Genomic DNA, 23765 nt, shown 5'->3' on the forward strand with positions numbered 1-23765 from the left:
GCACGACCTGATCAGAACGCGGATTATTCGTCGCAGTCGCACTCGGTGGAGTTGCAGCTGGCACTGTCGTAGTTCTCAGTGCAGGCGCACGTGCTGGCGCTGCAGGAGCCTGCGCAGGAGGCGCCGATCTCGGATATGCCGTGACCGGTGGTGAGGGACTCCAGGGAGCCGACGGGCGTGACGATGATGGAGTCGACCGGCAGGTCAGCCAAGTCTCTCGTGATGTCGGACATGATGATCTCCTTTGCTGGTTCGGTGTTCTTTCAGCGGAGACGTGAACTCCAGCTGACCGCGGGTCTCCGTGGCGCGGCCGCACGGATACTCAGGGCATCTTGATCACCCCCTCGGCCGGACGGCTCCCGGACGGGATCGCCGGCGCACCGGCCCACTGCCGGCTTGTCCGGTGACCGTCGACGGTGACGCCCGCAGCGGGCCCGGCGAGAAAGCCGCCGGTCGCCCGGGGGGTACCCAGGAGGAGAAAGCTCAAGGAGCGCCACGGCGTGCCCGCCAGGCCGAGCGCCGCGTCGGTGGCCGGGTTCGTGCCCCCGGAGTGGATGCGGGAGGTCAGGCCGAGGGCCGCGGCGGAGAGGGTGGCGCGGTGGATGACGAAACCTGTCTCGGCCTGCTGCAGGCGATACCACAGGTCACCGAAGCGGTCGATGCCGGCCAGCGGGTCGCCGACCGGGATGATCACCGCGGCGGCGGTGCGCAGCGCGGCCGCCGTGCCGTCGCCGAGCCGTCCCGCGGCCACGGTCGCGACCGCCCGGCCGTCGCCGACGCCAGCCAGCGCCATCGCTTCGGGGTCGAAGCGGTAAGCTCCGGCCGCGACGCCGACGACGCGCAGCGCCAGCACGTACAGCGCCGTTGCCGCCGGCTGGCCGGGCAGGCCGCCGGTGTCGGCGGCTACGGCAAGAATCGTGGCCAGATCGGCGCTGCCCAGCAGAACCGGTCGAAACCCGTTCGCAGAAGCCCGGTGCGCGATGCCCTCGGCCGGGCGTACCGGCCGGGGGGCGGGCAGGGGTACGACGGGGCCTGTCGGCACGGGCGGGACCGGATCTCCCATCGGGCCGCCCAGGAACGGCCTGCGTGCGGCGGCGTGCAGGGCGGCGAGACAGGGCAGCCCACTGGGCGCCGAGTCGCCCGCCGCCCGCGGTTCCGGCTCGCGTGCCCTACCGGCCCGGGGTCGTGTGCCGGATTCTGGCTCGCGTGCCGTGCCGACCGCCCGGGGCAGCGTGCCGGATTCCGGTTCGCGTGCCGTACCGGCGGCCCGCGCGCCTTCCGAATGCGGAGGGTCGGCCGGTGGCGGGTGGCACCTGGAGAAGGTGAGCACGGCGAGCGTGCCCTCGTCCGCGGGGTCGAGCCCGAGCAGGCGGTCAGCCGCCTCCCCGTCGAAGGTGAGATGCGGTGACAGGCGCAGGCCGAGCAGGCCGGAAAGGGCCAGCGCCTGAGCCGCCAGGATCCCGATCTCCTGACAGATCAGCCGGTAGGCGAAGTCGCCGTACTTGAAGCCGTTGCGCCAGAACACCCCGGTCAACACGACGACGAGGTCAGGACGGTCGGCGGGCGGACCGGGCAACAGGGCGGTGAACACGCCACGGTGGTCACCGTCGCGGACGGTCTCCAGCGCGTGATGGACCACGTCGTAGTGGCACACCCCCGCATCGGTCACCGGGTAGGCCTCGATCGGGTACAGCGCTCCGCCGGAGGGCGCCGGACGGCCGACGCTCACCACACCGTGCCCGCCCGTCCCTGTCGGGCGGTGCCAGCGGATCCGGGTCAGCCCGAGCAACCCACGCAGCAAATCACCCGTCCACGTTCCCTCCAAACCGGTGCGCGGGGCCTGCGGATACAGCTTGTATCGCGGCGGGGCGGCCTGCCAGTCGACCTGTCGTGGCGTGCGCGCGTCCATCGCGGCCAGGTAGCGGCGGGTGGCCGCGCCGCGCTGGAGTGCCGTCACGGGAAGGGGTGGGGGTCGGCGTTCAGCTCGGACGCTCTCAGGTCGCGGTCGCGGTGGCCGAGCAGCCGCGGCACGGTCAGCAGCCGGGGAAGATCGTGCGTGCGGCGGTAGCGGTGGCCGAAGGTCATCGAGGCGGTGCCGGGCACGATGACCTTGGCGCTGGCGAAGCCGCCTGAGGCCAGCTCGGGGCTGGTGGTGTCGACCGCGATCACGTCGAGCCCGGTGGCCAGGTAACGTCCGATGAGCTCGCCCGCGTCGTCTGCAAGATCTTCGTGCGCCGGCCAGGGCTCAGTTAGCTCGGCCAGGGGACGGCCCGGACCGTCGGCGGGCAGGAACGCGAGCCGCCGGTAGGCGTCGGGATGGCCGTACAACTGCCGGTGCTGTCTCATCTCGCGGACCAGGTCACCGTCGGCGATCATGGCCGCCGCCTCGGCCTCGGGACGGTCATCGCAGACGCCCACCGCGGCCAGCATCTCGTGCAAGGCCGACCGCAGCGCGTGCTCCGCGTCGAGATGGGCGCCGGCCCCGCACAGCGCATACCGGCGGCCAGGGCCGCCCGCCCGGTCGACGGCCAGCACCCAGAAGGCGGGGACGCGCTGCTCCATCGGCATCGCGAAGGCCATCAGCTCATACCCGGTGCTCTGCCGGACCCGCTCAACCGCCAGCGGGATCCTGCGGTCGGCGACCGAGTTCAGATCGACCTTGGCCACGGGCAACCGCGCGTACCAGGTCATCAGGAAGGCGTCGCGTTCGGCGACCTCCAGCAGGCCGTAGAGAATCGCCTCGGTCAGGCAGCCGCCGAGCGCGGCGCCATTGGAGCATTCGTACACCCAACCAGGCTCGACCTCGGTGCGGGCGCCGTAGTAGGCATAGGCCAGCGGGATGAGGATCGGGCGATCGGCGGCAAAGGAGTAGCCCCACACCCACGACGCCTCCTGCTCGGGATCGAACCTGGCAAAACGGAAACCCTCCTGGTCGTACCAGTGGTCGGGGTAGAGGCCCAGCGTGCGCGGGTCGAGCGCGCGGTCGGCGATGTCGGCGAACCGGGCGCGCACCGACACGCGCCGCCCGCGCGGCCGCCCGCAGCTGTAGCGCTCCAGCGCCTCGGTGATCGCGGTACGCAGGGCGGAGCGGTGGTCGCCGGTCCGGCCGTAACCGTGGCGGCTGTCGTGGCCGTGCCTGCCGGGCTCCAACCGGGCCACCGCCACCGGCAGGCTCGGCACACCCCTGGCGGAGATGATGCCGGTCGAGCCGATGAGCCCGGTCTCGGCATCGACATAGAGTGCGGCCAGATCGTCGGGCAGGGCTCGGGTGCGGTAGACCGTGAGGTCCGGCTTGGGCGCGGCGGCCAGGCGCAGCCGTACCGGGCGGTCTTCGGGCAGGTCGCCGCAGTGCGGGCAGAGCGGGTCGGCGGCCAGCGGGTGTCTGGTGAGCGCCCCGGTGCGCACCGAGACGCATAGCAGTGCGCCACGGGTCAAGGGGAAGCCGGATGCGACCTCGGCGGCCACGATAGCGGCGATCAGGCAGGTCACCATCGGCGTCAGCAGACCGCCCGGCCCGGCGACGCCGTCTCGCGCGCGCAGTGCCCGGCGAGCCGTCGCGCCCGGCCGGTTGCCGTCGCGCCGCCGGGCCACGCAGGTGGGACAGCCGGGCTCATCGGGGTGGGTCGCCGGACCGACCAGCACCCAGCCGGCCTCCACCCGAACCGGCAACCAGGGCACCCGGTGTTCGGCGGCGCGCGCGCGGACCGCGCGGTAATCACCTTCCGGGCCATCGTCGGACACCACGATCGCCCCGGCCCGCGGTGAGGGCGGCACCCGGTGGAGCCGCTCGCCCAGCGCGGCGTGCAACCGCCCTCCGCCGAACAACGCCACCTCGCCATCGGCGTGCACACCGGTGGCGATCGTGTCAGCCGATGTCGGCGTGATCGTGTCAGTCATCGCGGCACACCACCCACGCGGTGAACGGCAGCAACCGGCCGACCTGCTCATCGCGCCCGAGCGGGACGACCACCGGGGCGCGTCCGGTCTTGGCCAGCGCATCGGCGAGCGCCGTGGCGTCCAGGTCTTCGTCCGGCCATCTCGCGGGCGGATCGGCATACGAGGATTGCCGTTCGGCCCGTGACTGCCAGGCGAGCAGGAGGCGTTCCAGAGCGCGCCGCATCGCGCCGGCCGGTGTCATCGCGCAGGCCACCCGGCTCTGGCCGCCCGCCAGCACCGCATAGCCGGGCAGGCCGAGCATCGTGGACAGATCGCGGATCTCCACCCGCTCACCCGCCGCCTCCAGTAGCCGCAGCAGATCGGCCACCCCCACATCGGACACCGGCTCCGCGACGGGGAATGACACGGGATCGACCCGCCTCAGCATCACGTCGCAGTGCTGGGCCAGTCCTGCCGCGACGGCCTGCGACCATGACAGCCCGGCGGCCACACCCACCGGCGCCTGCCCGGTGGCCGGAGTTTCCGCCATGGGCACCGCCCGCACCCGCCCGGTGACCGGCTCCACGCCTTGGCGCGGCTCACCGCGGTTTTCGGCCAGCCATTGGTAGGCGGCCAGGGCGGCCAGCACGGCCCGCGAGCGCGCCTGCTCTCCCGTGCGGCCCCAGCCGAGCACGGCCGGTGCGGTCGACCAGGCCGGCAGCACGCCGTAGGGGTCGGACACCACGGCCCGGCACACCCCCATCGGCACCTGGACGAGCCCTTCCGCACCGAGCGAACCCAGCACGCCGGTACGCCGGTCGACGTAGGCGGCCACCCCGGCCAGCAGGTCGCCGGACTCGACCGGGGACAACCCTGCCAGCCGGTCGAACGCGGCCCGCACGTCGGTCTCCTCACACCGGCCCGCCCGGTCGTGCGTCTCCGCGACGCGCGGATGAGCATGCGCCCGGTGCCGCTGGGTCTCCAGAGTGCGCAGATCGACGCGGGTCAGTACCGGCTGCCCCGGCGGCCGGGCCGTACCCGTCAGATGCTCGAAACACGACAGCGCCAGCTGGGTGGCGAGCACCGCCGGCACCGCACCGGTCAACCAGCCGCCGCTCCCCCCAGGCTTCTCCTCGTACGGCATGGCGGTCAAACGGTGCCAGCACGACTCGGACTCCCCCACCGCCACCGGCCGCAGCCACGCCTCCGCGCCCCGCACCCAGATCTGCCCCAGCGCCGTCTCCCGCTGCGCGCACGCACGGCTCATCCGCATCAGTTCATCGGGGTGCTCACCATCGTGAACGTGCAACAGCACGCCGGCCTCGGACGTCAGTACGTCGGGCGGCAGCACGTCGTCCGCGCCGGCGGTCGTGATCCGCACGTCCTGGGCGGCGTCGCGACGGCCCCGAACGACCGCCGCCGCGAGATCAGCGGGGACCGCGCCGGTGTCGATCGCCAGCACCTGCCGCCAGCCTGACCGCAAGCCCGCCTCCAGCAGCGCCGCCAGCACCGGACCACCGCCGCGCAGCACGACACGCGCCTCACGGAGCCGCTCGAAGCGGCGTTCGGCCGAGTCGGCGCCATAGCGGATGAACGCGATCTCCGGCTGGTAGGTCGCTCGTTCCCCCGGGGACAGGGTGTGCGGCTCCTCCGGCCGGGCGTCCACCACGAAACCCTGCTCCGCCAGCGCTGCGACCAGCTGCTCGACGAGTTGCCGCCGATCGGCCGACAGCGGCTCGACCAGCTCGGCCAGCGTGTGCTCGCCGGTGAGGTGGGGGGCCAGCCGGGACAGCCAGGTGTAGCCATGCCGTCCTGAGATTGTGCACGCTCCGTGATCGCTCTCCAGATAGACGCCGTCATCGGAATCGGCGAAGCGCACATGCTCCAGCAGACGCGGACGCATGTCGGCGGTGGCCCCGAGGGTGGCGGCTGGCATCGGTGGCCTCCTGGAAGCTTGGCGATCAGAGCCGCAAGACTACTTTTAGTAGCGTATAAAATACAGAGAGTAATCGAGCTTTCTTTACGGACAGCCTTCTCTTCCCTCGAGAGTCAGCCGAGCTCTCTGCTTACCGCGAGCTTCACGTGCTCCGCGGCGCCTGCCAAAACGTCCCCCTGTCCGTCTGGGCGGTGGCCCTGAAGCCGACGGTGCGCAGGCGGACGCCGTTGATGGGGTCCTCGGCGTTGACGTCGACGCGGCGAGAATCGCCGCGGCCTTCGCCGAGCGGGCCACCCTTCTCGACGCCGACACCGTCAACCGCGAGCTATCGGTGCTGCGCGCCGCCATCGGCTGGTGGCGCTCCCTGAGCTGGCTGAGCGCCGACCCCACCGCGGGGCTGGAACGCCGGCCCGCGCCACCGGACCGCACCAGGGCACTGACCCACGACCAGATCGCCGCCTTGTTCGAGCTGAAGGCCGGCCTTCGGGAGAAAACCCTCTGGCGGCTGCTGTATGAGTCGTGTGCACGCGCCGAGGAGATCCTCTCCCTTGACATCGGCGACCTCGTCGCCGACAACAAACGCGGCCGCGTCATCTCCAAGGGCGGCGCGATCGAACGGGTGCACTGGCAGTCCGGCACCGCCCAACTGCTGCCCCGCCTGCTCAAGGGCCGCACCCGCGGCTCGCTCTTCCTCACCGACCGCCGGGCCCCCGCCCGCGCTCCTCGCCTGGACGTCTGCCCCGTCACCGGCCAGGCCCGGCTGTCCTAGGGGTGCCACGCTGGTGACCTCGCGTAATCAACTGTTGTGTATTCGATGCCGTGGGGCCCTCCGATATCACCGAATGTGGCCGTCGACGGGGCGTAGCGGCTGAGGTCTGGCTGTAGGTCATCCAGTGCCGGGGCGGCGTTTCTTTCCCTCCGGAGTGAAGGCAAAAGTGTCCCTGAACGGTCCCGTCCCGCGGCGGACCGCGAGGAGGACGGGCTCGCTGTAGATCGGTGGCCAGGCTGGTTCGGTGTTGGGGCCGGTTCCGTTCCAGAGATGGAAGAAGAGCATCGGTTCCTTCACCTGCTCGGTCAGGTAGCCGAGCGTCTTGCCGTAGAGGGGGTTGGTGCCGCCGAAGAGGACCGAAGGCGGGCCGAAGGTCTCAAGCACCTCGCTGAGCATGTGGTCCTGGGCAACCCAGGTGCGTAGCTCCTGGTGCATGGACTCATACTCGTCGGTCGTCAGCACTCTGTCGGCGTTTAGCCATCCGCGCAGGCGGGCGAACTCCGCATAGACCGAGGCCACGCCGCCTTCGTAATCACCGGGCACCAGTGCGCTGAACGCTCCTTTCACACCGGTCGGGGTGAAGGCTCCACGAGCCTTCATCGCCTGCTGCTCCTTGGCCCACGCCTCTTCTTGGCGCTCTGAGCTTCCCCCCGTAGCACGGCCATCTCACCTGAGTTGACCCTGTGTCGGCTGGGAAGGAAGTGCTTCGTGCCTGCACCTCACCCGATCGAGTTCCGTCAGCGTGCCGTCGAGCTTGCCCGTAAGGGTGATAAACCGGTCTCTGTCCTTGCTGAAAACCTGGGTATCAGCGATTCCTGTCTGCGGAGTTGGATGCGCCAGGCCGACACCGATGACAACGGCGGTGCGCAGCTGACCAGCGCGGAGAAGAAGGAGCTCTCCGATCTGCGGCGCCGAACCCGGCAGCTTGAGCTGGAAAATGAGATCCTCAAGCGGGCGGCTGCGTATTTCGCCCGGGAGAACGTGCTCCCAAAATAGCAGGGCCCCGGCGTTGATTCGCTATATGCCGTTCTTTCGGTTTGATCAGATGTTGTAGACGGCGAAGGTGTCGTTGTGGGCGAGGAGGTCGCGGCGGGCGTGGGCGATGTTGGCCCGGCCGGCCAAGCGGGCGGTGCTGATCGCCAGGTTGCGAAAGCCGGCCAGGGCTCTGGGCGCGGTACCTATTCTGACCTGGGAATTGTCTTCCCGGAAGGTAACGTCTCTGACCCAGTGAAGGCGATTTTCCACGCCCCAGTGCGCGCGTTCGTAGTGGCCCAGGTGAGCAGGTGGGGCCAGGATGGCGGGCAGGCTGGTGATGCCGAACACGACTTCCTTGCTGGTCCAGGTGCCGTCCAGGTCACCGACGTCGCGACGCAGCCGGAAGGCTTGCCGGGCGCCGGGGAACAAACCGTCGTCTGCTTCGGCGGTGCGGATGGTCCGCCGTTCGGTGCGGTCGTGCCCGCGATCATGGTCGATGGCGGTGGTGTCGCTCCACTCGGTATCCGGGCCCGACAAAAGGGCATGCGCGGCGGCGCGGGCCAGCGGCTGGTTTCCCTTCAAAATGAGGACGTAGTGGCCGCCCAGCCGCTCGGTGATCAGCCGGGCCGTGGCCTTGGTGGTGTGCAGCGCGTCCAGGGTCAGCACCATCCCGGCCACATCCAGCCGCGACAGCAGCGTCCGGGCGGCCGCTCCCTCCCCCCGCTTGTCGCCGACCTGACACTGGCCCAGGACCACGCCGTGCTCGTGGCTGATCGCCCCGACCAGGAAGACGCGCCCACCGCCGGCGGTCCGGGCCCCGCGGCTGGCTTTGCCGTCCAGGGCGGCGCCGGGCAGCAGCCCGTCCGGGGCGGGGTGGGTGAGCTGCCGCCGGGTCGTACGGCGCTGCTCGCGCTCGACAGGCCCGGGTGTATCGGGAATCTGCGGCACGGGAGCCGCCTGACGCATCACATCGGCCACATAGCCGCTGATCGCCGCATCCAGCGCATCGGCGTCCAGACGGGCCAGGACCCGGCGGAAAGTCCGCTCGCTGGGCACGGTGAAGTGGCCGGTGAAAGGATCACGGTAGGCTCCCAGCCGCTCCAGCATCGCTTGCGAGGTCCGGGCGGCCCACTGCCAGATCGCTGCGACGCTGTCGCCGCCGACCACGAGCGTCGCGCACGCGGTCAACGTCAAGATGACCACCAACGGGTGACGCCGCCCGCAGGCCGAGCGCTGGTCGGGGACCGTCGCCAACCGGCGCATCAACGCCGATTCCACCACGATCGGATCGGCTGCCAGCTCGGCTTCCCACAATGCCAGGTCGGTGAGCTGGTCAAGACGAGGGACGAGACAGAGGCTGGTCGGGGAAGATGGGGACACGAGCGCGACTCCTGCGGCGATCTTCGGATTAGAGACCTGAAAGATCAGCAGAAGTCGCGCTCTTTCGTATGCCGCCTGGCCAAACACTCAACGTCGCCATACCGCATCAGAACTCAAGAACGCCGGGGCCCTGCCCAAAATAGGGTACGCGCTGGTCCGTGAACTCGCCGATGACGACTTTCCTGTCGCGGTGGCCTGCCGGGTGTTGAACATTTCCAGATCGGGCTACAAAGACTGGGTTGGCCGGCCGCAGTCACCACGCGACCAAAGAAACACCGAACTACTGAAGCTGATCCGTGACATCCATGAGACGTCACGTTACAGCTACGGCTCGCCGCGGATCCACGCGGAGCTGACGCTCGGCCTGGACCTGGAGGTCAACCGCAAGCGCGTCGAGCGGCTCATGCGTGAGGCCGGCATCCAGGGCATCTACCGGCGCAAGGGCCGCCGCAACCTCGTCAACGCCGCCACCGAGGAGGATCTGGTCCGCCGGGCCTTCACGGTGCAAGCGCCGGACCGGCTGTGGGTCAGCGACATCACCGAGCACCCCACCGACGAAGGGAAACTGTATTGCGCCGCTGTCATGGACGCCTATTCTCGTCGCATCATCGGCCATTCTATCGACATACGCCAGACCAGCGCTCTGGTCGTCGACGCGATGGTCATGGCCGTCGCCCGCCGTAACCCGCCCAGCAGGAAGACGATCCTGCATTCTGACCACGGAACACAGTACACATCGTTCTCGTACGGGAAACGGCTCCGCGATGCTGAACTCCTCGGCTCGATGGGAACCGTCGGCGATTGCTACGACAATGCCATGATGGAATCGTTCTGGGGAACGATGCAGCTCGAACTGCTCGACGTTAACAAATGGTCAACAAGAGCCGAGTTGGCCAGCGCGATGTTTGAATGGATCGAGTGCTGGTATAACCCGTATAGGCGTCATTCCAGCATCGACATGAACAGCCCAATCGCGTTCGAGGAGCTCTACAAGCCCTCAGACGCAACCTCGTGATCCCACACCATCGGTGGCTGTAGTACGGGGGGAACCTCAGGCGGCCTTCTGTCCCGCAGTCCGCGCAGATCAGAGGCGGCCTGTTCACGCTTCGAGCCGAAACCGGGCCTGTTTGGGCCGTCGCGCGTTGAGGTTGACGGGGCTCTCGTCGCCAGCGGTCTTGCGGATTGCCACATTCTCGGCCTTGGTGGCGATCAGTTCGGCCGGGGTGCAGGTGAAGATGTCGCAGAGAGCGGCGAGCACCGGCAGGGACAATCGTTCGGGAACACCGGTGGCCAGGCGGTGGACTTGGGACACCGACAGGTTGATGCCGCGGTTGACCAGTAGCGGGACCAGGTCGCTGATGGTGAACATGCCATGTGTGGCCATGACCTCTCGAAGCCGCCACTGGTAGCTGACCTGGCGTTTCATCGAGTCCTCCTGGGTGCTTCAAGGGCGGCGGCCAAGGTCTCGTCCAGGGCCCGACGCAGGGTTCGGGTGCGGAAGTCCGATGACACGCAGGTGTAAAGAGACGTCGTACTCGCGTGCTCGTGTCCGCATTGGAACTGCACGAAGAGTGGATCACGGCCCGCCTCGATGAGGTGCGTGACATAGGACCTTCTCAGCCCGTGAAAGTCCAGCCCGGGATCGAGGCCAAGGGCATCGCGGTAGGTGGCGAACCGGGAGTTGATGCGCTGCAATCCGATCCTGACGCCGCGCTCGGACGGCCAGAGCGCCGACGTGCCGGGGACGGCCAGCAGCGGCCGAAACTCGGTGACCCACTCGTCCATGATCTCCGCCGTCCACGTCCAGACGGTCACCACGCTGCGCCGTTTGGGTGCAGAGCCCTTCTTGGCCTTGCCATAGCGGACATGGAGCAGGCCGTAGTCGCCGAACTCGTTTCCGTGCGGGTTGCGGCCAAGATCGGTGACATCCAGCATCCGGGTCTCGTTACGCCGCAGCCTGTAGCTATAAGCAATCTTGAACAAGGTGGCGTCCCGGAAGGCCGGCAACCACCCCTTGCGTCCCCGATCCCGCGCCATGGTCACCTGCTCGTCGGCGTAGTCGAAGAAGTCTTGCAGCTCATCAACGGTGAAGGCTCGCTTCTCCGGGCGAGACTCGGCCTCTTGGACGTGTACGGCGGCGTTCCACTCGTGCACCACCTGGATCGGGTGAGTGCCGAATCGCTGCTCACATATCGCCGACCAGCCGTATGCCGGGTCGACCACGTATCGGCAGAACGAGCGCAGCGCGTCCTGGTAGGACCGCAACGTCGAGTGCGCGCAGCCCCGCAGCGCCCGCAGATCGCCGAACCACTCATCGGCGTGCTGCGGCGTTCACTGCCAGGGGAACGCCTCGGCGTGCTCGCCGAAGGCCCTCAGGCGACCTTCCCGCTTCTCGATCGTGGACAACGCTAGGTTCCTGGCCAACTGCTGGTTGCGCCAGCCGTCCAGCATCGCCTCGAACACCTGCTCCTCCGGCCGAAGCAGCGCAACTCCACCGACCAGATGCAGCCCCGCGGCTCCTGGGACAACCCCGTCCACGCCCATGGAGGCCTCCTTTGACGACTCTCCGTCAATCGCATCTGAAGCGAAATTTTCGCAGCTGATGCGAAGCGCCGATCGTCATTCCAGGTCAGAGGACCATTTCGGCATACAAGCCTCTGCTGCAGCTCAGAGCTTGATAATCTCGCCAGCCACACCTACTTCTTGTGAGATCTCCAGCTCACCGCATGCCCCGCTCATCAGGCGATTCAAGGGGCGCGAGCAGTCGCCGATTTGCATCGGCTGCGATAAGCGGCGGTTCCGGAATACGGCAGAAACAGGCCACGGGTTGAGTTAGCAGCTGGTTAGCGGCGGTCGCGGCGTCGTCGTGCTGCGCGGATCTCGGCGTCGGCGATGTCGTCGCTTAGGAGCATGTAGAGCTGGGTGGTCTCGGTGGAGGCGTGTCCGAGGCGGCGTCGGACGGCCTCGATGGAAACGCCGGCGTTGATGAGTTCGGTGGCGTGGGCGTGGCGGAGCTGGTGGATCTCGATCTCGACCCCGGCCGCCGCGCAGTAGCTCTCCCACCGGTGGTGGGCGGCGTCGTAGGACAGCGGCCCGCCGGAGCCGTTGATGCTGGCGCGGAACGCGGGCCCGAATCGGTAGCCGGCGCGGGTCAGGTAGAGCTTGAGGAGGGCGACGTAGCCGCGGTCGTCCAGGAGCACGGTGCGCACGGTGCCGCCTTTGCCGTGGATACGGACGTGTTCGTCGTCCTGACGCAGTTCGAAGTCCTCGATGTCTAGGACGCACGTCTCAGCGGCCCGAGCCCCGCACACGTAGATCGTCTCGAACAGCACCCGGTCGCGTAGCCTGTCGAGCGGCAGGTCCTTGCGCGGCCGTCTGCTGCAGATCGCGTTGAGCACCTTGGTGACGTCGGCCGCGGCGGCCGGCCGGGGAAGCGCCTTGGGCACTTTGATGGTGTCGATCTTGTCCATGGGGTTGGTGTCGAGGCGGTCGTGCCGGACCGCCCACCGGCAGAAGGAGGAGACGGCGGCGCGCTTTCGCTTGCGGGTCGCCGCCGACAACTGTCCGATGTCGGCGAGGAACACCCGGATTGGTGCGGCGGTGAGCTCGGAGACCTCGTCATCGTGGTGGGCGAAGAACTGGAGGAGGTCGCCGCGGTAGGCGCGCAGGGTGTGTGCTGAGCCGTTGGCGTTCTTGCAGTCGGTGAGGAAGTCGTCCAGGTGGACGGCGAGCGGATGGTCGCGACCGAGTTGCTGCACGATCACAGGATCCACGCCGCCGCCCCATTCGCCGAGTTGCCAGATAACCGGGAATCGAACCGCCCGTGCCGGACGGACTGCTCCCAGCTCACGCATGCCTCACAGAGGCAACCTTGCCAGATAACAAAAGTTATCCCGTAACCATCGGTGTCTCTTGCTCGGGTCGGCATCACCAGCCGCAAAGTAACTCTGTGTAACGACGGTGACGGTGCGCGATTCACAGAAGGCCGTCTTGCATGATTATTGTTGTTGCATATAGATCGCGATAAGGTCTGGCACAACAAGGAGATCATCATGGGTCAGTACACCCTTCCGGATATGCCCTACGACTACGCGGCGCTGGAGCCCGCGATCACCGGGGAGATCCTGGAGTTGCACCACGCCAAGCACCACGCCGCCTACGTCAAGGGCGCCAACGACACCCTGGAGAAGCTCGCCGAGGCGCGCGACAAGAGCGAGTTCGGCGGCCTGGTCGGGCTGGAGAAGACCTTCGCGTTCAACCTGTCCGGGCATGTGCTGCACTCGATCTTCTGGCAGAACCTCTCCCCCGACGGCGGTGACCGCCCCGACGGAGCGCTCGGTGAAGCCATCGTCGAGCACTTCGGCTCCTTCGAGGCCTTCAGCAAGCAGCTCACCACCGCCACCGCGACCGTCCAGGGATCCGGGTGGGGCATCCTGGCGTGGGAGCCGCTGGGCCGGCGCCTGGTCGTTGAGCAGGTGTATGACCATCACGGTAACGTCGGCATGAACTCCACGCCGCTGCTGGTCTTCGACGCCTGGGAGCACGCCTATTACCTGCAGTACCGCAACGTGCGCCCCGACTACGTGCAGAAGCTGTGGTCGCTGATCAACTGGAACGACGTCATCGCCCGCTTCGACGCGGCCACGGGCGTCTGACCCCATGACCGCGGCGCCCGCCGTCCGGCCTTCCTTGATCGGTGGTCCAACCGGTCGGCCGGGCGCCGCACTCCCGCACATCCAGATGGTCGGCGCGCAGGCCGCCCGCCGGTTTCTCGTGGCCGTGGCAGACGTGGGCGAGGAGGTCTTCACCCGGCCCCCCTGGCGCGAGCCGGCCGTTCGCGCCCGCGGCGTCGCGGCGCGCCTGCTCACCGACAGCCGCCAGCCCGGCTTCGTCCTGGCCCTGGCCGGCGAGGGGGAAGAGGTGTGCGGCTTCTCCTACGGACACCGCTGCTCAACACTCGCCAGGCTGGCCTCACGCCCGGCCGGTGACGACTTCACCCTCAAAGAACTCGCCGTCCTGCCCGGCCTGCGCGGCCGCGGGCTCGGCGCCGCCCTGCACGACACCCTCCTGGAAGCCGCGGGCGACCGACCACGATGGCTGGCCACCCACCCGGCCGCCACAGCGGCACTCGGTCTCTACCGCAGCAGAGGATGGCGAGTGATAGCCCTGCACAACGCCTGCGGACAGACCCGTCTGATCATGCGCAAAGCCAGAGGTTAGAGCTGTCCTCCTTCGAGCAGGCGTCTATCCCGGTCACCCTTGTGGCTCTGTAGGTGAATTCGGGAGCCGGATGTCGGTCAGTTGCTCTGTGGCGCTCGGTGAGACTGGAGCTGTGTTAGCGAATTCGAGAGCCACCTGAGGGTTAACGGTGCGACCACCGAAGCGTTACTCCGTGTGAAGAGACGCTGGTGACACACCCGAAGTCCGACGATGGTCATCTGGGTCATGGCGGGTCCTTTCTTGGGCGGTCAGACGGTGATCGCGTGGCAGCAGCCCAGGCAGACGAGGGGCGAGGTCGCCGTGAGCTGGGGGCCTCGCCGTGACGGTCGGTCCTGGTATCCACCCCGGGCTGCGGCGTCGATCCGCCGTGGTGAGATGTCGCCGCCCGGGCCGTGCTGCGGGGGTGGACCTGCAACGGAACCGTTTCGTACGGTAAGCGCCTTCCCGCAGGCCAGGGCAGGGGCCGAACGGGGCCCGTGCGGGGTCGTTAGCGTCCGTTCCCGTTCCGGCGCAGCTCACCTGTGACCATGGTTTCGGGGTGGATCGGCTGGTGGGTGACACCTGGTGATGGTGATCTTCGTGTCCGGAAGTCCTCGGTAACGGACAAGATCAAATACAGGGTGTGGGGATTGCCTCGAGCCCTCGGAAGCGTCCGAAACTCCGTCCGGAATCAATGTCGTAAAACGGCCGTCGCAGAGCCGGGTTTCGGTGCATGATCGAGGGTCATGAGCCTGCCTGTACATCCTCTTGCTGGCCAGCGGGTCGGCTATGCCCGGATCTCCAGCGCGTCGCAGAACCTGGACGGGCAGACCGACGCACTGAATGCGGCGGGCTGCGAGAAACTCTTCGCCGACACCGCGTCGGGGAAGCTGACTGAGCGGCCCGAGCTGACGCGGTGCCTGGAGTATCTGCGGGCCGGGGACACGCTGGTGGTGTGGCGGTTGGACCGGCTGGGCCGTTCCCTGCGGCATCTGGTGGAGACCGTCAACGCGCTGGCCGAGCGCGGGGTGGCCTTCGCCAGCCTGCACGAGGGGATCGACACCAGCACCAGCACCGGCCGCCTGGTCTTCCATATCTTCGCGGCACTGGCGGAGTTCGAGCGGGAGCTGATCGCCGAACGGGCGGCGGTGGGCCGGGCGGCCGCGCGTACCCGAGGCCGCCTCGGCGGCAGGCCCGCCAAGCTGTCGGCCGAGCAGGTCGCGCTGGCACGATCACGCTACGCGGCGCAGGACGCAACCGTGGCCGAGATCGCCAAGGCGCTGGGGGTGGGCCGTGGCACCATCTACCGGGCCGTGCAGCAGACATCCTGACGCCGCGGGAAAAGTCTGAGCGGGCGGTGGCCGCCGACGAGTCGGTGTCGTGGGTGTGGTCAATGAGGATTTCGGGTTGCATGTCGAGGCGTGCGCGTACCTGGCGGGGGGCTGCGTGCGGCGGGCCGGGCGTTCAACACCGAGAAGACCTACGCCGGCCGGATCGCTTTGTACTTGTCGTACTGCCTAGGCCACGGCGTGGACTGGTCGGGCGCATCGGCCTTGCCAAGACCCGCTCCGCACCACCGCGACGTCGGACCGACTCCACCCGGTTGGCGCAGGCCGGGACCGCCGGGCTCGACGTCGACCGAGCGGCCTTCGGGCTTGAGGCCGTGTCACCACTAACCGGGCACACCCTTGGGGGTGTGCCCGGCAGCAGGTTCATCAGCCAGCGGAGGCGGCCACCAGCCTGCGCAGGGTCATCGGCTCGGCGAGGACGAGGTCCAGAACCTGCTGTGCGTGGCGGAAGTGCGGGGTGGTGAAGTGTTCCATGAGGGCTCGGGGGGTTGCCCATTCCTCGATCACCACCATGCTGGCGGGGTGGTTGGGGTCGGTATAGGTGCGGTAGGCCAGGCAGCCGGGTTCGTCCAGGGACGGTTCGATCATCGCCTCCAGGGCGGTGCGGAGCCGGTCTTCCTGGCCGGGCGCGGCCCGGCACTCGGCCAGGACGATGAGGGGCATCTCGTTCGCTCTCCTTGCATGATGGTAGGCGGCTACGGCCGGGCAGGGCCGGTACCGGCGCCTGAGGCGGCGATCGCGGCGGCGACCTCGTCCAGGTCTGCCGGCGCCAGGCGCACCGCGCCGGCTGCGATCCAGCCGTCGACCTGCTCCGGCTTGCGGGCGCCGACGATGGCTCCGGTGACGCCGGGCCAGGCCAGGGCCCAGGCGATGGCCACTTCGGCCACGGTGGTGCCGTGCCGTTCGGCGATCGGGCGCAGCGCGTCGGCCAGCCGGAGATTGGCCGACAGCCCCGTGGTGAAGTCCTGGTGGGCGGCGCGCCAGTCGTCGGCGGGCAGGCCAGCCGCTCGCTGGGCGGAGAAGGCGCCGGTGAGCAGCCCCGACTGGAGCGGTGAGTAGACGATCACGCCGGTGCCGTGAGCGTGCGCCCAGGCGATCTCGGCCGCGGCGGACCGGTTGATGGCCGAGAACGGCGGTTGGATGACGTCGACATGGGCGATCTGCTCAGCGGCCTGCAGCTGGTCGGGGGTGTGGTTGGACAGCCCAATCGCGCGGACCTTGCCCTCGGCCTTCAGGTCGGCCATGACCTGCCAGTACTCCTCCAGGGGCGTGGCGTTGGGCGAGACGGCACCGTAGCCGTCGCCGGCGTACTCCAGCGACTCGCCGGTGTCGGGCCAGTGCACCTGGTACAGGTCGATGCGCTCGACGTTCAGCCGGTGCAGCGAGTCCTCGATCTCGCGGCGGACGCTGGCCGGCTTCATGATCCGGCGGGGCGTGGCCTGCGGGTCGTCGGGGTCCCAGACCAGGCCGGCCTTGGTGAAGATGTACGGGCGGTCGGCCTCGGGCAGGTCGGCGATGGCCTTGCCGACCAGTTCCTCGGAGTGGCCGAGCCCATAGACGGCGGCGGTGTCGATCCAGTTGACGCCGGAGGCAACCGCGTGGCGGATCGCGGCGATCGACTGGGCGTCGTCGGTGGCGCCCCAGCCGAAGCGCCAGCCGGATCCCGACACCGCCCAGGAGCCGAAGCCCAGACGGGTGATGCCCATGCCCGTGGCGCCGAGCGGCCGGGTCGGCACGTCAGTGGTGCTCATGTCGCAGTGCTCCCTGTGAGATCAGGGCCAGGCACCCTCTGGGGTGTCTGGCGCCGGAACCGTTCCGGCGCACATCACTGTGGTCTGGCGGAAGCGGTCGACCCAGTGCCCGCCGCTGCCTAGGCATGGCGTGACCAGGCTCCGGAGGGCGGCAGCGGAACCGGGACCGGGATACTGGTCACATGGCATTGGACAGACGTGCGGAACTGGGTGAATTCCTGCGATCGCGTCGGGCCCGGCTGCGGCCCGAAGAGCTGGGCCTGCCCGACTACGGCGGCCGCAGGCGCGTGCCCGGGTTGCGGCGGGAGGAACTGGCTCAGCTGGCCGGGGTGAGCGTGGACCACTACGTCCGGCTGGAGCAGGGCCGTACCCTGCACTTCTCCGAGGCGGTCCTGGACGCGGTCGCCCGCGCTCTGCGGCTGGACGCCGTCGAACGTGACCATCTGTACCGCCTGGCCCGCCCCTGGTCCGAGGCTGACCGCGCCGACGCCGAGCCCCCGCTGCAACGCGTACGGCCGGGTCTTCGCCGCCTGCTGGATTCCTCGGCCGACGTCCCGGCCTACATCGTCGGCCGCAACACCGACGTCCTGGCCTGGAACCACCTCGCCGCGGCACTGATCACCGACTTCGCAGCGCTGCCGCCACAGCAGCGCAACCTGGCCCGTCTGGTGTTTCTGGACGAGGGCATGCGCAGCCTGTACGCCGACTGGCGCGGCAAGGCCGGCGACGTGGCCGCCTACCTCCGGCTCGATGCCGGACGCCACCCCGAGGACACGCGGACGGCAGCCTTGATCGACGAACTGTCGGCCGCCAGCCCGGAATTTCGCGAGGTGTGGGCGAAACACCGGCTCAAGGACAAGACCCACGGACGGTACGTCTACCAGCACCCCGTGGTCGGCAGGCTCGACCTCGGATTCGAGACGCTCCGGCTCCCCGACGACCCCGACCAGGCATTGATCGCCCACACGGCAGAGGAAGGATCCCCGTCCCAGACAGCGCTCCACCTGCTGGCGACCTGGGCCCAACAGAGCAGCTTGACCGTGAGCTGACGACCCGGCCTTGCAGCCACCCGTCGGCGGTTCGGTAAATCGCCGCGAAGCTGACAGTCAAGGCGATCGGGCTACCGCAGGAGCTCGCCAACGGGTGCACGATGGACAGCGGGAAGGACCTCGTCTCGAAGGGCCGCGACGAGGACCGGTTCTCACGTGGCTTAACGGCCTTCAAGCGGCTGACCAGCTAGTTCGCTCGACAACCCCAGATAACTTCGGTACCGGGTGTTCCCTCGTACCGAGGGCGTCTACCAGGAGTCGTCCTCATCGAACTCCTCCTCGTCCTCGTCGCGGGCGTCGGGGTCACGCAACTTCCGGGTTGCGACGGCGCCTTTGGCGGAGTCGGCGGAATCCACCGTGGTAAAGGAGTATTTCCCGTGGACATTGATGTGTTTCCGCATGAAAGGACTGAGGCGGGCGACGTCTTCATCCCGCACGGGATACCCCTGGGCGCGTAACGTGTTCAACGCGGCGTCAATATAGACCGTATTCCAGAGAACCACGCAATTCAAAACAATGCCCAGCGCGCCCAGCTGGTCCTCCATGCCTTCCCGGTATCTCTGGAACACCTCGCGGCGGCGGCCGTGAAATATCTTCTCGGCCAGTGCGTGGCGCCCTTCCTGGAGGTTGCGCATGCCTTTGATGCCGCGCCGGTAAGGTTCGCTGTCGATGATCGACAGGATGTGGAGGGTTTTGAAGAGGCGGCCGTAGGTCGCGATCGCCTCACCGAGGGCGGTGGGGTGCCCGTCCCGCTGCAGGGCTCTGACCACATCCGACGCGCTGACCTTGCTGGTGTAGATCGTGGCGATCAACCGGAGGATCTCCCCCCAGTGCCGCCGCACCTTGCCCAGGTCCAACTTCCCCCTGGCGAAAGTGTTCAACGGGCCGTAGTCAGCCCCGTTATCGGCGCGCCACCATTTCTGATCGGGCAGGTCAGCCAGCGCCGGACGATAGTCAACACCCAGCAGATGCGCGATTCCAAACACCAGATCCGAATAGGATCCAGTGTCAGTGACGAGGACTTCCGGCAGTTTCGCTGCGCCGAAGCCGAAGAACAAGTCGATGGCGTGCAGGCAGTCTCGGTCGGTTCCTGCGACGATTTTATGCGCGATGCCGAACGCTCGATCATTGATCATGTTCAGGAACGTCATACCGCGTTTCGGGCCAAAGAATTTGCGGTTGGGTTTGGCCATCAGGGAGGGGACGGGCACGACGAAGCGCATGCCGTCGATCGCGGCGACCATCCCGCCGCCCAGCGCCTGGGCGAAGCCGATGGCGGCCTGGGCCTCGATCAGGTGCGGGTTGGCCGCGGTGTAGCCGGCGGCGCGCAGGTAGGTGCGGCCGGCGTGCCCGATCCGGCGCCGGTCCAGCGCGGGTACGCCGGGGCTGGAGACCGGCCCGTATCCGATGTTGAGGGCTTGGCTGGTCAGGCAGGCCGCCACGGTGACGTTCAGGTCCGCCATCCGGCTCGTCCCGCCGGACAGGGCGGTCAGCGAGGGAAGGAACTGCGATACCCAGCCCATCACCTCCAGGACCTGGTCCCCGATGTCGATGCGGGGCAGCATGGCCGCCACCCGCTTGCGCAGATCGATCAGCGACGGCGGCTCCTTGATCGCCTTGTCGCTGGCGAGGTGGATCTTCCCCTGCCCGTCCACCCGCACGTCGCTGTTGGCCACCAGGCGTCCGCCGACGTAGCGCAGGGCCCCATCCAGGGCAGTGACGTGGGCGGCCAGCAGCGCGTCGGGATCCTCGGGCAGGTCCAAAGTGGTCAGCACATCGGTCTTGACCGCCTCCCACACCGCGCCGTCCAGCAGCCGGGCCTGCGGGTCGCGGTAGCGGGTGGAGGCTTCGGCGTAGATGTCGCGGTGTTTCAGATGACGGCAGAACAGCTCTAGCAGGCAGAAAATGTAGGCGCCGCGCTCCACCGACCCGTCGGTGCCAGCCGGATGGCCGAACACCAGGTGCTTCCACGGGCCGGTCACCACCTGCGGGTGGATACGCGGGTTCTTGACGCTCCAGCGCGCCTCGGTGCCCAACTGCTCGCCCAGCGCCATCATCGCCGCCAGACCGGGGCACCCCGGGCGTTCGCGCCGAAGGTGATCGTGGTCGTGAGCATTCGGCACAGCCCCACCACGGTGGAGGCCCTCTTGCCAGTTCGGCCCGCCAGTCGCCCTCAGGTACCGCCTCGGGCGGCGGCAGCATCCCGGTCACGGTGGCCACCGCGGCCCGGACCTGCTCGCGGGCGATCCGCGCCTCGATCGCCTCCCACACCTCCGCGACCCGGACCTGGTCCTCCTCACCCCACGTCCGGGCCTCCAGCAGCACCTGGGCCACCACCGCCAGCACCGCCGAGGCCTTGGCCAGCCGCGGGTGCTTCTTGACGACCCCCTTGTCGGCCTCGGTCCGGGCCTTGCCGGCCAGCTCGGTCGCCCACAGCAGCTCCAGCAACTCCAGGGCGTCGTCGGTGGCGGTGGCCTCCAGCTGCGTCACCGTCGCCACCAGCGTGGCCAGCCTCCGGCTGTCGCGGTGCCGCTTGAGCTGGGCCACATCGGCGCCCATCCCGTACCGAGCGAGCTCGGCCAGCCGCCGCGGCGTCACCGTGACATCCAGCTTCACCCGTGACAGGCCCGAGGCGATGATCTCAGCGACCCGGCTGAGCGCTTTGATCATCTGCGGGCCTGAGGCCCGCGCCGGACCGGTGCGCCATTCCTCCAATTGGGAGATCCGCTTCCCCGCCGGCACCACCAGCAGCGCGTCCAGCTCGCGGCGCTGCTGCTCGCTCAGCGCCGCACACAACGTCTCCCACAGCCGCCGGGTCGCCGCCTCCCGCTCTCGCGCCACCAGCCGGGCCAGCCGCGACAGTCCCGGCAGCAGCACCTGCTGCTCGCGCAGCCACCGCAGCGCATCGAAGAAGATCGCTTTGGGCCCGTCCCCGGTGATCCACGCCCGCCGGGCCACGTACTCTGCCAGCTCGGCCTCCGCCTCGGTGAAGTCCCTCAAGCCCAGCGCTTCCTGGATCGTCCCGGCATGCTCACGATGGGTGGGCTCGCGCCGGGCATACCGCTTGACGCACGAAGGGTCGGCCACCCCGAGCTGCCCGGCCAGAAAGTCGATGACCTCGGTCGGCACCCCCTGCAGCGGATCGCTCAGGAACCGGCCGAGATGACGCACGGTGGTGAGTTGGATGCTGAACCCGAGGCGGTTGTGATCACCCCTCAGCTTCGCCTTCGCCATCAGCCGGCGGTCGGCGTCGTCGAGGTAGAAGAACGCCTCAAGATCTGCCTGCGACACCGAGGCGCTGTAGCTGCCGTAGGCAGCCGCTTCCTGATCACTGAGGAACTCGACCGGCATGACCCGCACCATAAAACCCAAGCTCCACGAGCCGTACGGTAAGCGACCATACCCTTACGTAGGGTTCGTGCACTCGTTTTATGACCCCAAGGTTGATCTTGTCCGTTACCGAGGACTTCCGGACACGAAGATCACCATCACCAGGTGTCACCCACCAGCCGATCCACCCCGAAACCATGGTCACAGGTGAGCTGCGCCGGAACGGGAACGGACGCTAACGACCCCGCACGGGCCCCGTTCGGCCCCTGCCCTGGCCTGCGGGAAGGCGCTTACCGTACGAAACGGTTCCGTTGCAGGTCCACCCCCGCTGCGGCGGGTGGTCATACGGGCTCCCCAGTGCGCTGCTGGGCCTCGGGCTCGGTGTGGACTGTGCGGATCTCGGCATAGTCGAGCGCAAGGCGGACCGCGGCGGGGATTTCAAGGGGGTTGACGAGCATCCGAACGAAGAATCTCGCTAAGGAGTCCGCGACGCGCGGCTCCCTCGACCGCATCTGGCCTGTGACGGCCAGCGACTCGGCGCCCGGCGCCCGGTCAGGAGCTGATTCCGTCTTCCTCGTCCTCGTCCTCGTCCTCCTCTTCCTCTTCCGGCCTGAACGGCTCCAGCGGACGGACGCCGAGCACCCATCCGGCTGCGACACGCGCAAGGCACGCCTGCACCCCGTTGAGCTCCTCTCGGCCAATCGACCAATCCATGGCCGGCGATTCCTCGCCCAAGATGATCGCTTCCATGAAGTCGTTCCAGCGCCCGTACGAGCTGAGCAGGACGACCTCGTCCGGCACGTCCAGGTCGAGTACCACATAGCGGGCGTACTCCTCCGGGGTCTGCGGGCAGAGGAGCGCTTCCGCCGCCAGCGCCACGCGGTTGTCGCGGGTGTCCGGCCCGGCCCACGCCCACACCGGTGGCCGGCCTCCACTGACGAGGCCACGCTGTGCCATCTCCGCCACCATCTCCTGGTAGCAGGCCCGGTAGTTTCGGACCATGATCCGGTCCCAGTCCCCAAACAGCTCGCCGGCATCCTCCAGCGACTTGAGAACCGCTCGATGTTGGACCGTCCACAAACGCATCGGGCGATTGTGCCAGCCCGGGGACAGAAGGATCTACGTAATTATCCGGGAGCGGCGGTGACGGTCCATTGGGGCGGACAGGGAGTTCGGCCGCGACGGTGTCGACCGGCAGGGGTTTTAGTAGCAATGAAGAAATTTCTAACGAAGTAGCTTCTGACCTGCGGTGACCGTCAGCGGAAGTCGTCGAGCATCGCGAACAGAACATCGTCCATGGCTGGATCCGGCACGGTCGGCACCGTCTCGGGGTCGTCGACATCGTTGGTGAGCCGCACCCGGTAGCGGTCCGGCGCCAGCTCGGCACCGCCGAGCTCCCACATCCCCTGTTCCGAGAACGAAGCGATACCGAGCCAGGCGATGCCGTGACGATCGCTGGCGATGGAGCCCGCCGGCACCCTATTCCGGGCCGATGGGGTGAGGTGGGATGATGGCCGCATCATGACCGCCTCCCTGCCGTTCCGTCTCGCCCGCGCCGCGGTGTTCGCCGTGGTGTGCCTGGGGCTGAGCGTGGTAGCGCACCGGCTGGGCGGTGGGTCGGTCTCGGCGCCGGTGGCGGCGGGTGGCCTGCTGTTGGCGTTCGGCGCCGCGGCGGCGGCCTCGGGGCGCGAGCGCCCGCTGGCGGTGATCTTCCCGTTGCTGGTGGGGCTGCAGGCGGCGCTGCACGTGCTGTTTTCCCTCAGTCACGCTCCCGCGGTCCACGACGCCATAGGTCACGCGCACACGTCGGGGCTGGCGCCGAGTGTGGGCATGCTGGTCGCGCATGCCTGGGCAGCCGGGCTGACCGCGCTGTGGCTGGACCGGGGCGAGGCCGCATTATGGGGGCTGCTGCGACGGCTGGCGGTGCGGTTGCGCCTCGTACTGGTGGCCTACCTGCAGCCGGTGCACAAGCCGGTCGCCGCCGTGGCGGCGCCCGAACCGGGCCGGTTGCGCTCAGCGCTGCTGGCGTCCGCCGCGCCCCGGCGCGGCCCGCCGCACGCGCAGGTTCCCCTCCTCTCCGGCTGACCGCAGCGGCGGTGCCGGAGGACATCTTCATGCCTGGTGCCATCGGCCCCGGGACCGGCGGCCGCG

At 68.7% G+C, this 23765-nt stretch carries 23 protein-coding genes and 1 pseudogene; 8 read left to right on the plus strand and 16 right to left on the minus strand.

Annotated elements, in window-relative coordinates; all coding sequences use genetic code 11:
- Nucleotides 1-23 precede the first annotated feature (23 nt).
- From OHA77_RS39990 to OHA77_RS40005, 4 genes are all read right to left on the minus strand, one after another.
- Nucleotides 24-233 (minus strand): thiomuracin/GE37468 family thiazolyl RiPP peptide, encoded by a 210-nt coding sequence (locus tag OHA77_RS39990; RefSeq protein WP_406314596.1) that lies wholly within the window; start codon nt 231-233, stop codon nt 24-26.
- 89 nt (nt 234-322) lie between these two features.
- On the minus strand, nt 323-1957 hold the full coding sequence (locus tag OHA77_RS39995) for a SagB family peptide dehydrogenase (RefSeq protein ID WP_406314597.1): 1635 nt from the start codon (nt 1955-1957) through the stop codon (nt 323-325).
- Nucleotides 1954-3897, minus strand: coding sequence for a TOMM precursor leader peptide-binding protein (locus OHA77_RS40000; protein WP_406314598.1), 1944 nt, complete (start codon nt 3895-3897; stop codon nt 1954-1956). The genes OHA77_RS39995 and OHA77_RS40000 overlap by 4 nt, the downstream gene beginning before the upstream one ends.
- On the minus strand, nt 3890-5812 hold the full coding sequence (locus OHA77_RS40005) for a hypothetical protein (protein ID WP_406314600.1): 1923 nt from the start codon (nt 5810-5812) through the stop codon (nt 3890-3892). Before OHA77_RS40005 ends, OHA77_RS40000 begins: the two co-directional genes overlap by 8 nt.
- Nucleotides 5813-6143: 331 nt before the next feature.
- Here OHA77_RS40005 and OHA77_RS40010 point away from each other — a divergent pair, with 331 nt between their 5' ends.
- The gene (locus OHA77_RS40010; protein WP_406314602.1) at nt 6144-6581 is read left to right on the plus strand and encodes a tyrosine-type recombinase/integrase; all 438 of its coding nucleotides are present in this window, start codon (nt 6144-6146) and stop codon (nt 6579-6581) included.
- A 117-nt stretch (nt 6582-6698) separates the two neighbouring features.
- Here OHA77_RS40010 and OHA77_RS40015 read toward each other — a convergent pair whose 3' ends face one another.
- Nucleotides 6699-7181, minus strand: coding sequence for a hypothetical protein (locus OHA77_RS40015; RefSeq protein ID WP_406314604.1), 483 nt, complete (start codon nt 7179-7181; stop codon nt 6699-6701).
- A 108-nt stretch (nt 7182-7289) separates the two neighbouring features.
- Here OHA77_RS40015 and OHA77_RS40020 point away from each other — a divergent pair, with 108 nt between their 5' ends.
- Entirely contained in the window at nt 7290-7577 is a 288-nt protein-coding gene (locus OHA77_RS40020) for a transposase (protein WP_406312792.1), read from the plus strand.
- Between the two features lie 45 nt (nt 7578-7622).
- Here the strand turns inward: OHA77_RS40020 and OHA77_RS40025 are convergent, their stop codons facing one another.
- Nucleotides 7623-9023, minus strand: a complete 1401-nt coding sequence (locus OHA77_RS40025; protein WP_406314605.1) for an ISAs1 family transposase — start codon at nt 9021-9023, stop codon at nt 7623-7625.
- Nucleotides 9024-9126: 103 nt separating this feature from the next.
- On the opposite strand from OHA77_RS40025, the gene OHA77_RS40030 reads away from it, so the two are divergent.
- On the plus strand, nt 9127-9951 hold the full coding sequence (locus OHA77_RS40030) for an IS3 family transposase (RefSeq protein WP_406312888.1): 825 nt from the start codon (nt 9127-9129) through the stop codon (nt 9949-9951).
- 84 nt (nt 9952-10035) lie between these two features.
- Here OHA77_RS40030 and OHA77_RS40035 read toward each other — a convergent pair whose 3' ends face one another.
- The 4 genes from OHA77_RS40035 to OHA77_RS40050 all read right to left on the minus strand — a co-directional run bounded on the left by OHA77_RS40035 (nt 10036) and on the right by OHA77_RS40050 (nt 12709).
- Nucleotides 10036-10362 (minus strand): helix-turn-helix domain-containing protein, encoded by a 327-nt coding sequence (locus tag OHA77_RS40035; protein WP_406314607.1) that lies wholly within the window; start codon nt 10360-10362, stop codon nt 10036-10038.
- On the minus strand, nt 10359-11201 hold the full coding sequence (locus OHA77_RS40040; protein ID WP_406314608.1) for a tyrosine-type recombinase/integrase: 843 nt from the start codon (nt 11199-11201) through the stop codon (nt 10359-10361). The genes OHA77_RS40035 and OHA77_RS40040 overlap by 4 nt, the downstream gene beginning before the upstream one ends.
- Before the next feature lie 66 nt (nt 11202-11267).
- Complete coding sequence (locus OHA77_RS40045) at nt 11268-11474, minus strand: hypothetical protein (RefSeq protein ID WP_406314610.1); 207 nt, start codon at nt 11472-11474, stop codon at nt 11268-11270.
- A 305-nt stretch (nt 11475-11779) separates the two neighbouring features.
- On the minus strand, nt 11780-12709 hold the full coding sequence (locus OHA77_RS40050) for a tyrosine-type recombinase/integrase (RefSeq protein WP_406314612.1): 930 nt from the start codon (nt 12707-12709) through the stop codon (nt 11780-11782).
- A 279-nt stretch (nt 12710-12988) separates the two neighbouring features.
- Between OHA77_RS40050 and OHA77_RS40055 the strand changes: the two genes are divergently transcribed.
- The 3 genes from OHA77_RS40055 (at nt 12989) to OHA77_RS40065 (ending at nt 15466) form a co-directional block, all read left to right on the plus strand.
- On the plus strand, nt 12989-13591 hold the full coding sequence (locus tag OHA77_RS40055; RefSeq protein ID WP_406314613.1) for a superoxide dismutase: 603 nt from the start codon (nt 12989-12991) through the stop codon (nt 13589-13591).
- A gap of 34 nt (nt 13592-13625) precedes the next feature.
- Nucleotides 13626-14156, plus strand: coding sequence for a GNAT family N-acetyltransferase (locus OHA77_RS40060; protein ID WP_406314615.1), 531 nt, complete (start codon nt 13626-13628; stop codon nt 14154-14156).
- A 725-nt stretch (nt 14157-14881) separates the two neighbouring features.
- The gene (locus tag OHA77_RS40065) at nt 14882-15466 is read left to right on the plus strand and encodes a recombinase family protein (RefSeq protein WP_406314617.1); all 585 of its coding nucleotides are present in this window, start codon (nt 14882-14884) and stop codon (nt 15464-15466) included.
- Between the two features lie 384 nt (nt 15467-15850).
- Here OHA77_RS40065 and OHA77_RS40070 read toward each other — a convergent pair whose 3' ends face one another.
- Together OHA77_RS40070 and OHA77_RS40075 are read right to left on the minus strand one after the other, a co-directional pair.
- The gene (locus OHA77_RS40070) at nt 15851-16147 is read right to left on the minus strand and encodes a putative quinol monooxygenase (protein WP_336216929.1); all 297 of its coding nucleotides are present in this window, start codon (nt 16145-16147) and stop codon (nt 15851-15853) included.
- Between the two features lie 32 nt (nt 16148-16179).
- On the minus strand, nt 16180-17235 hold the full coding sequence (locus tag OHA77_RS40075; protein ID WP_336216930.1) for an aldo/keto reductase: 1056 nt from the start codon (nt 17233-17235) through the stop codon (nt 16180-16182).
- A 182-nt stretch (nt 17236-17417) separates the two neighbouring features.
- Here OHA77_RS40075 and OHA77_RS40080 point away from each other — a divergent pair, with 182 nt between their 5' ends.
- Complete coding sequence (locus OHA77_RS40080) at nt 17418-18284, plus strand: helix-turn-helix transcriptional regulator (RefSeq protein ID WP_336216931.1); 867 nt, start codon at nt 17418-17420, stop codon at nt 18282-18284.
- A 248-nt stretch (nt 18285-18532) separates the two neighbouring features.
- Here OHA77_RS40080 and OHA77_RS40085 read toward each other — a convergent pair whose 3' ends face one another.
- The 4 genes and pseudogenes from OHA77_RS40085 to OHA77_RS40100 all read right to left on the minus strand — a co-directional run bounded on the left by OHA77_RS40085 (nt 18533) and on the right by OHA77_RS40100 (nt 23092).
- Entirely contained in the window at nt 18533-20341 is a 1809-nt protein-coding gene (locus OHA77_RS40085; RefSeq protein WP_406314618.1) for a Tn3 family transposase, read from the minus strand.
- Nucleotides 20342-21176: 835 nt separating this feature from the next.
- Nucleotides 21177-21647, minus strand: a pseudogene (locus OHA77_RS40090) (DUF4158 domain-containing protein); the annotation flags it as partial.
- 519 nt (nt 21648-22166) lie between these two features.
- Nucleotides 22167-22700 (minus strand): DUF3841 domain-containing protein, encoded by a 534-nt coding sequence (locus OHA77_RS40095; RefSeq protein WP_406314620.1) that lies wholly within the window; start codon nt 22698-22700, stop codon nt 22167-22169.
- 170 nt (nt 22701-22870) lie between these two features.
- Nucleotides 22871-23092 carry a hypothetical protein gene (locus OHA77_RS40100; protein WP_406314622.1) on the minus strand — a complete coding sequence of 74 codons (222 nt, stop codon included), beginning with the start codon at nt 23090-23092 and terminating at the stop codon, nt 22871-22873.
- A 43-nt stretch (nt 23093-23135) separates the two neighbouring features.
- Between OHA77_RS40100 and OHA77_RS40105 the strand changes: the two genes are divergently transcribed.
- Nucleotides 23136-23699 (plus strand): MFS transporter, encoded by a 564-nt coding sequence (locus tag OHA77_RS40105; protein WP_406314624.1) that lies wholly within the window; start codon nt 23136-23138, stop codon nt 23697-23699.
- Nucleotides 23700-23765: the final 66 nt, after the last annotated feature.

This window comes from Streptosporangium sp. NBC_01639 (assembly GCF_045209755.1).
Classification (GTDB): Bacteria; Actinomycetota; Actinomycetes; order Streptosporangiales; family Streptosporangiaceae; genus Streptosporangium.

Coding starts and splice junctions, on each gene's coding strand:
- OHA77_RS39990 (WP_406314596.1), bottom strand. CDS start 233: ATGTCCGACATCACGAGAGACTTGGCTGACCTGCCGGTCGACTCCATC.
- OHA77_RS40000 (WP_406314598.1), bottom strand. CDS start 3,897: ATGACTGACACGATCACGCCGACATCGGCTGACACGATCGCCACCGGT.
- OHA77_RS40005 (WP_406314600.1), bottom strand. CDS start 5,812: ATGCCAGCCGCCACCCTCGGGGCCACCGCCGACATGCGTCCGCGTCTG.
- OHA77_RS40015 (WP_406314604.1), bottom strand. CDS start 7,181: ATGAAGGCTCGTGGAGCCTTCACCCCGACCGGTGTGAAAGGAGCGTTC.
- OHA77_RS40035 (WP_406314607.1), bottom strand. CDS start 10,362: ATGAAACGCCAGGTCAGCTACCAGTGGCGGCTTCGAGAGGTCATGGCC.
- OHA77_RS40055 (WP_406314613.1), top strand. CDS start 12,989: ATGGGTCAGTACACCCTTCCGGATATGCCCTACGACTACGCGGCGCTG.
- OHA77_RS40065 (WP_406314617.1), top strand. CDS start 14,882: ATGAGCCTGCCTGTACATCCTCTTGCTGGCCAGCGGGTCGGCTATGCC.
- OHA77_RS40070 (WP_336216929.1), bottom strand. CDS start 16,147: ATGCCCCTCATCGTCCTGGCCGAGTGCCGGGCCGCGCCCGGCCAGGAA.
- OHA77_RS40075 (WP_336216930.1), bottom strand. CDS start 17,235: ATGAGCACCACTGACGTGCCGACCCGGCCGCTCGGCGCCACGGGCATG.
- OHA77_RS40080 (WP_336216931.1), top strand. CDS start 17,418: ATGGCATTGGACAGACGTGCGGAACTGGGTGAATTCCTGCGATCGCGT.
- OHA77_RS40085 (WP_406314618.1), bottom strand. CDS start 20,341: ATGATGGCGCTGGGCGAGCAGTTGGGCACCGAGGCGCGCTGGAGCGTC.
- OHA77_RS40095 (WP_406314620.1), bottom strand. CDS start 22,700: ATGCGTTTGTGGACGGTCCAACATCGAGCGGTTCTCAAGTCGCTGGAG.
- OHA77_RS40105 (WP_406314624.1), top strand. CDS start 23,136: ATGACCGCCTCCCTGCCGTTCCGTCTCGCCCGCGCCGCGGTGTTCGCC.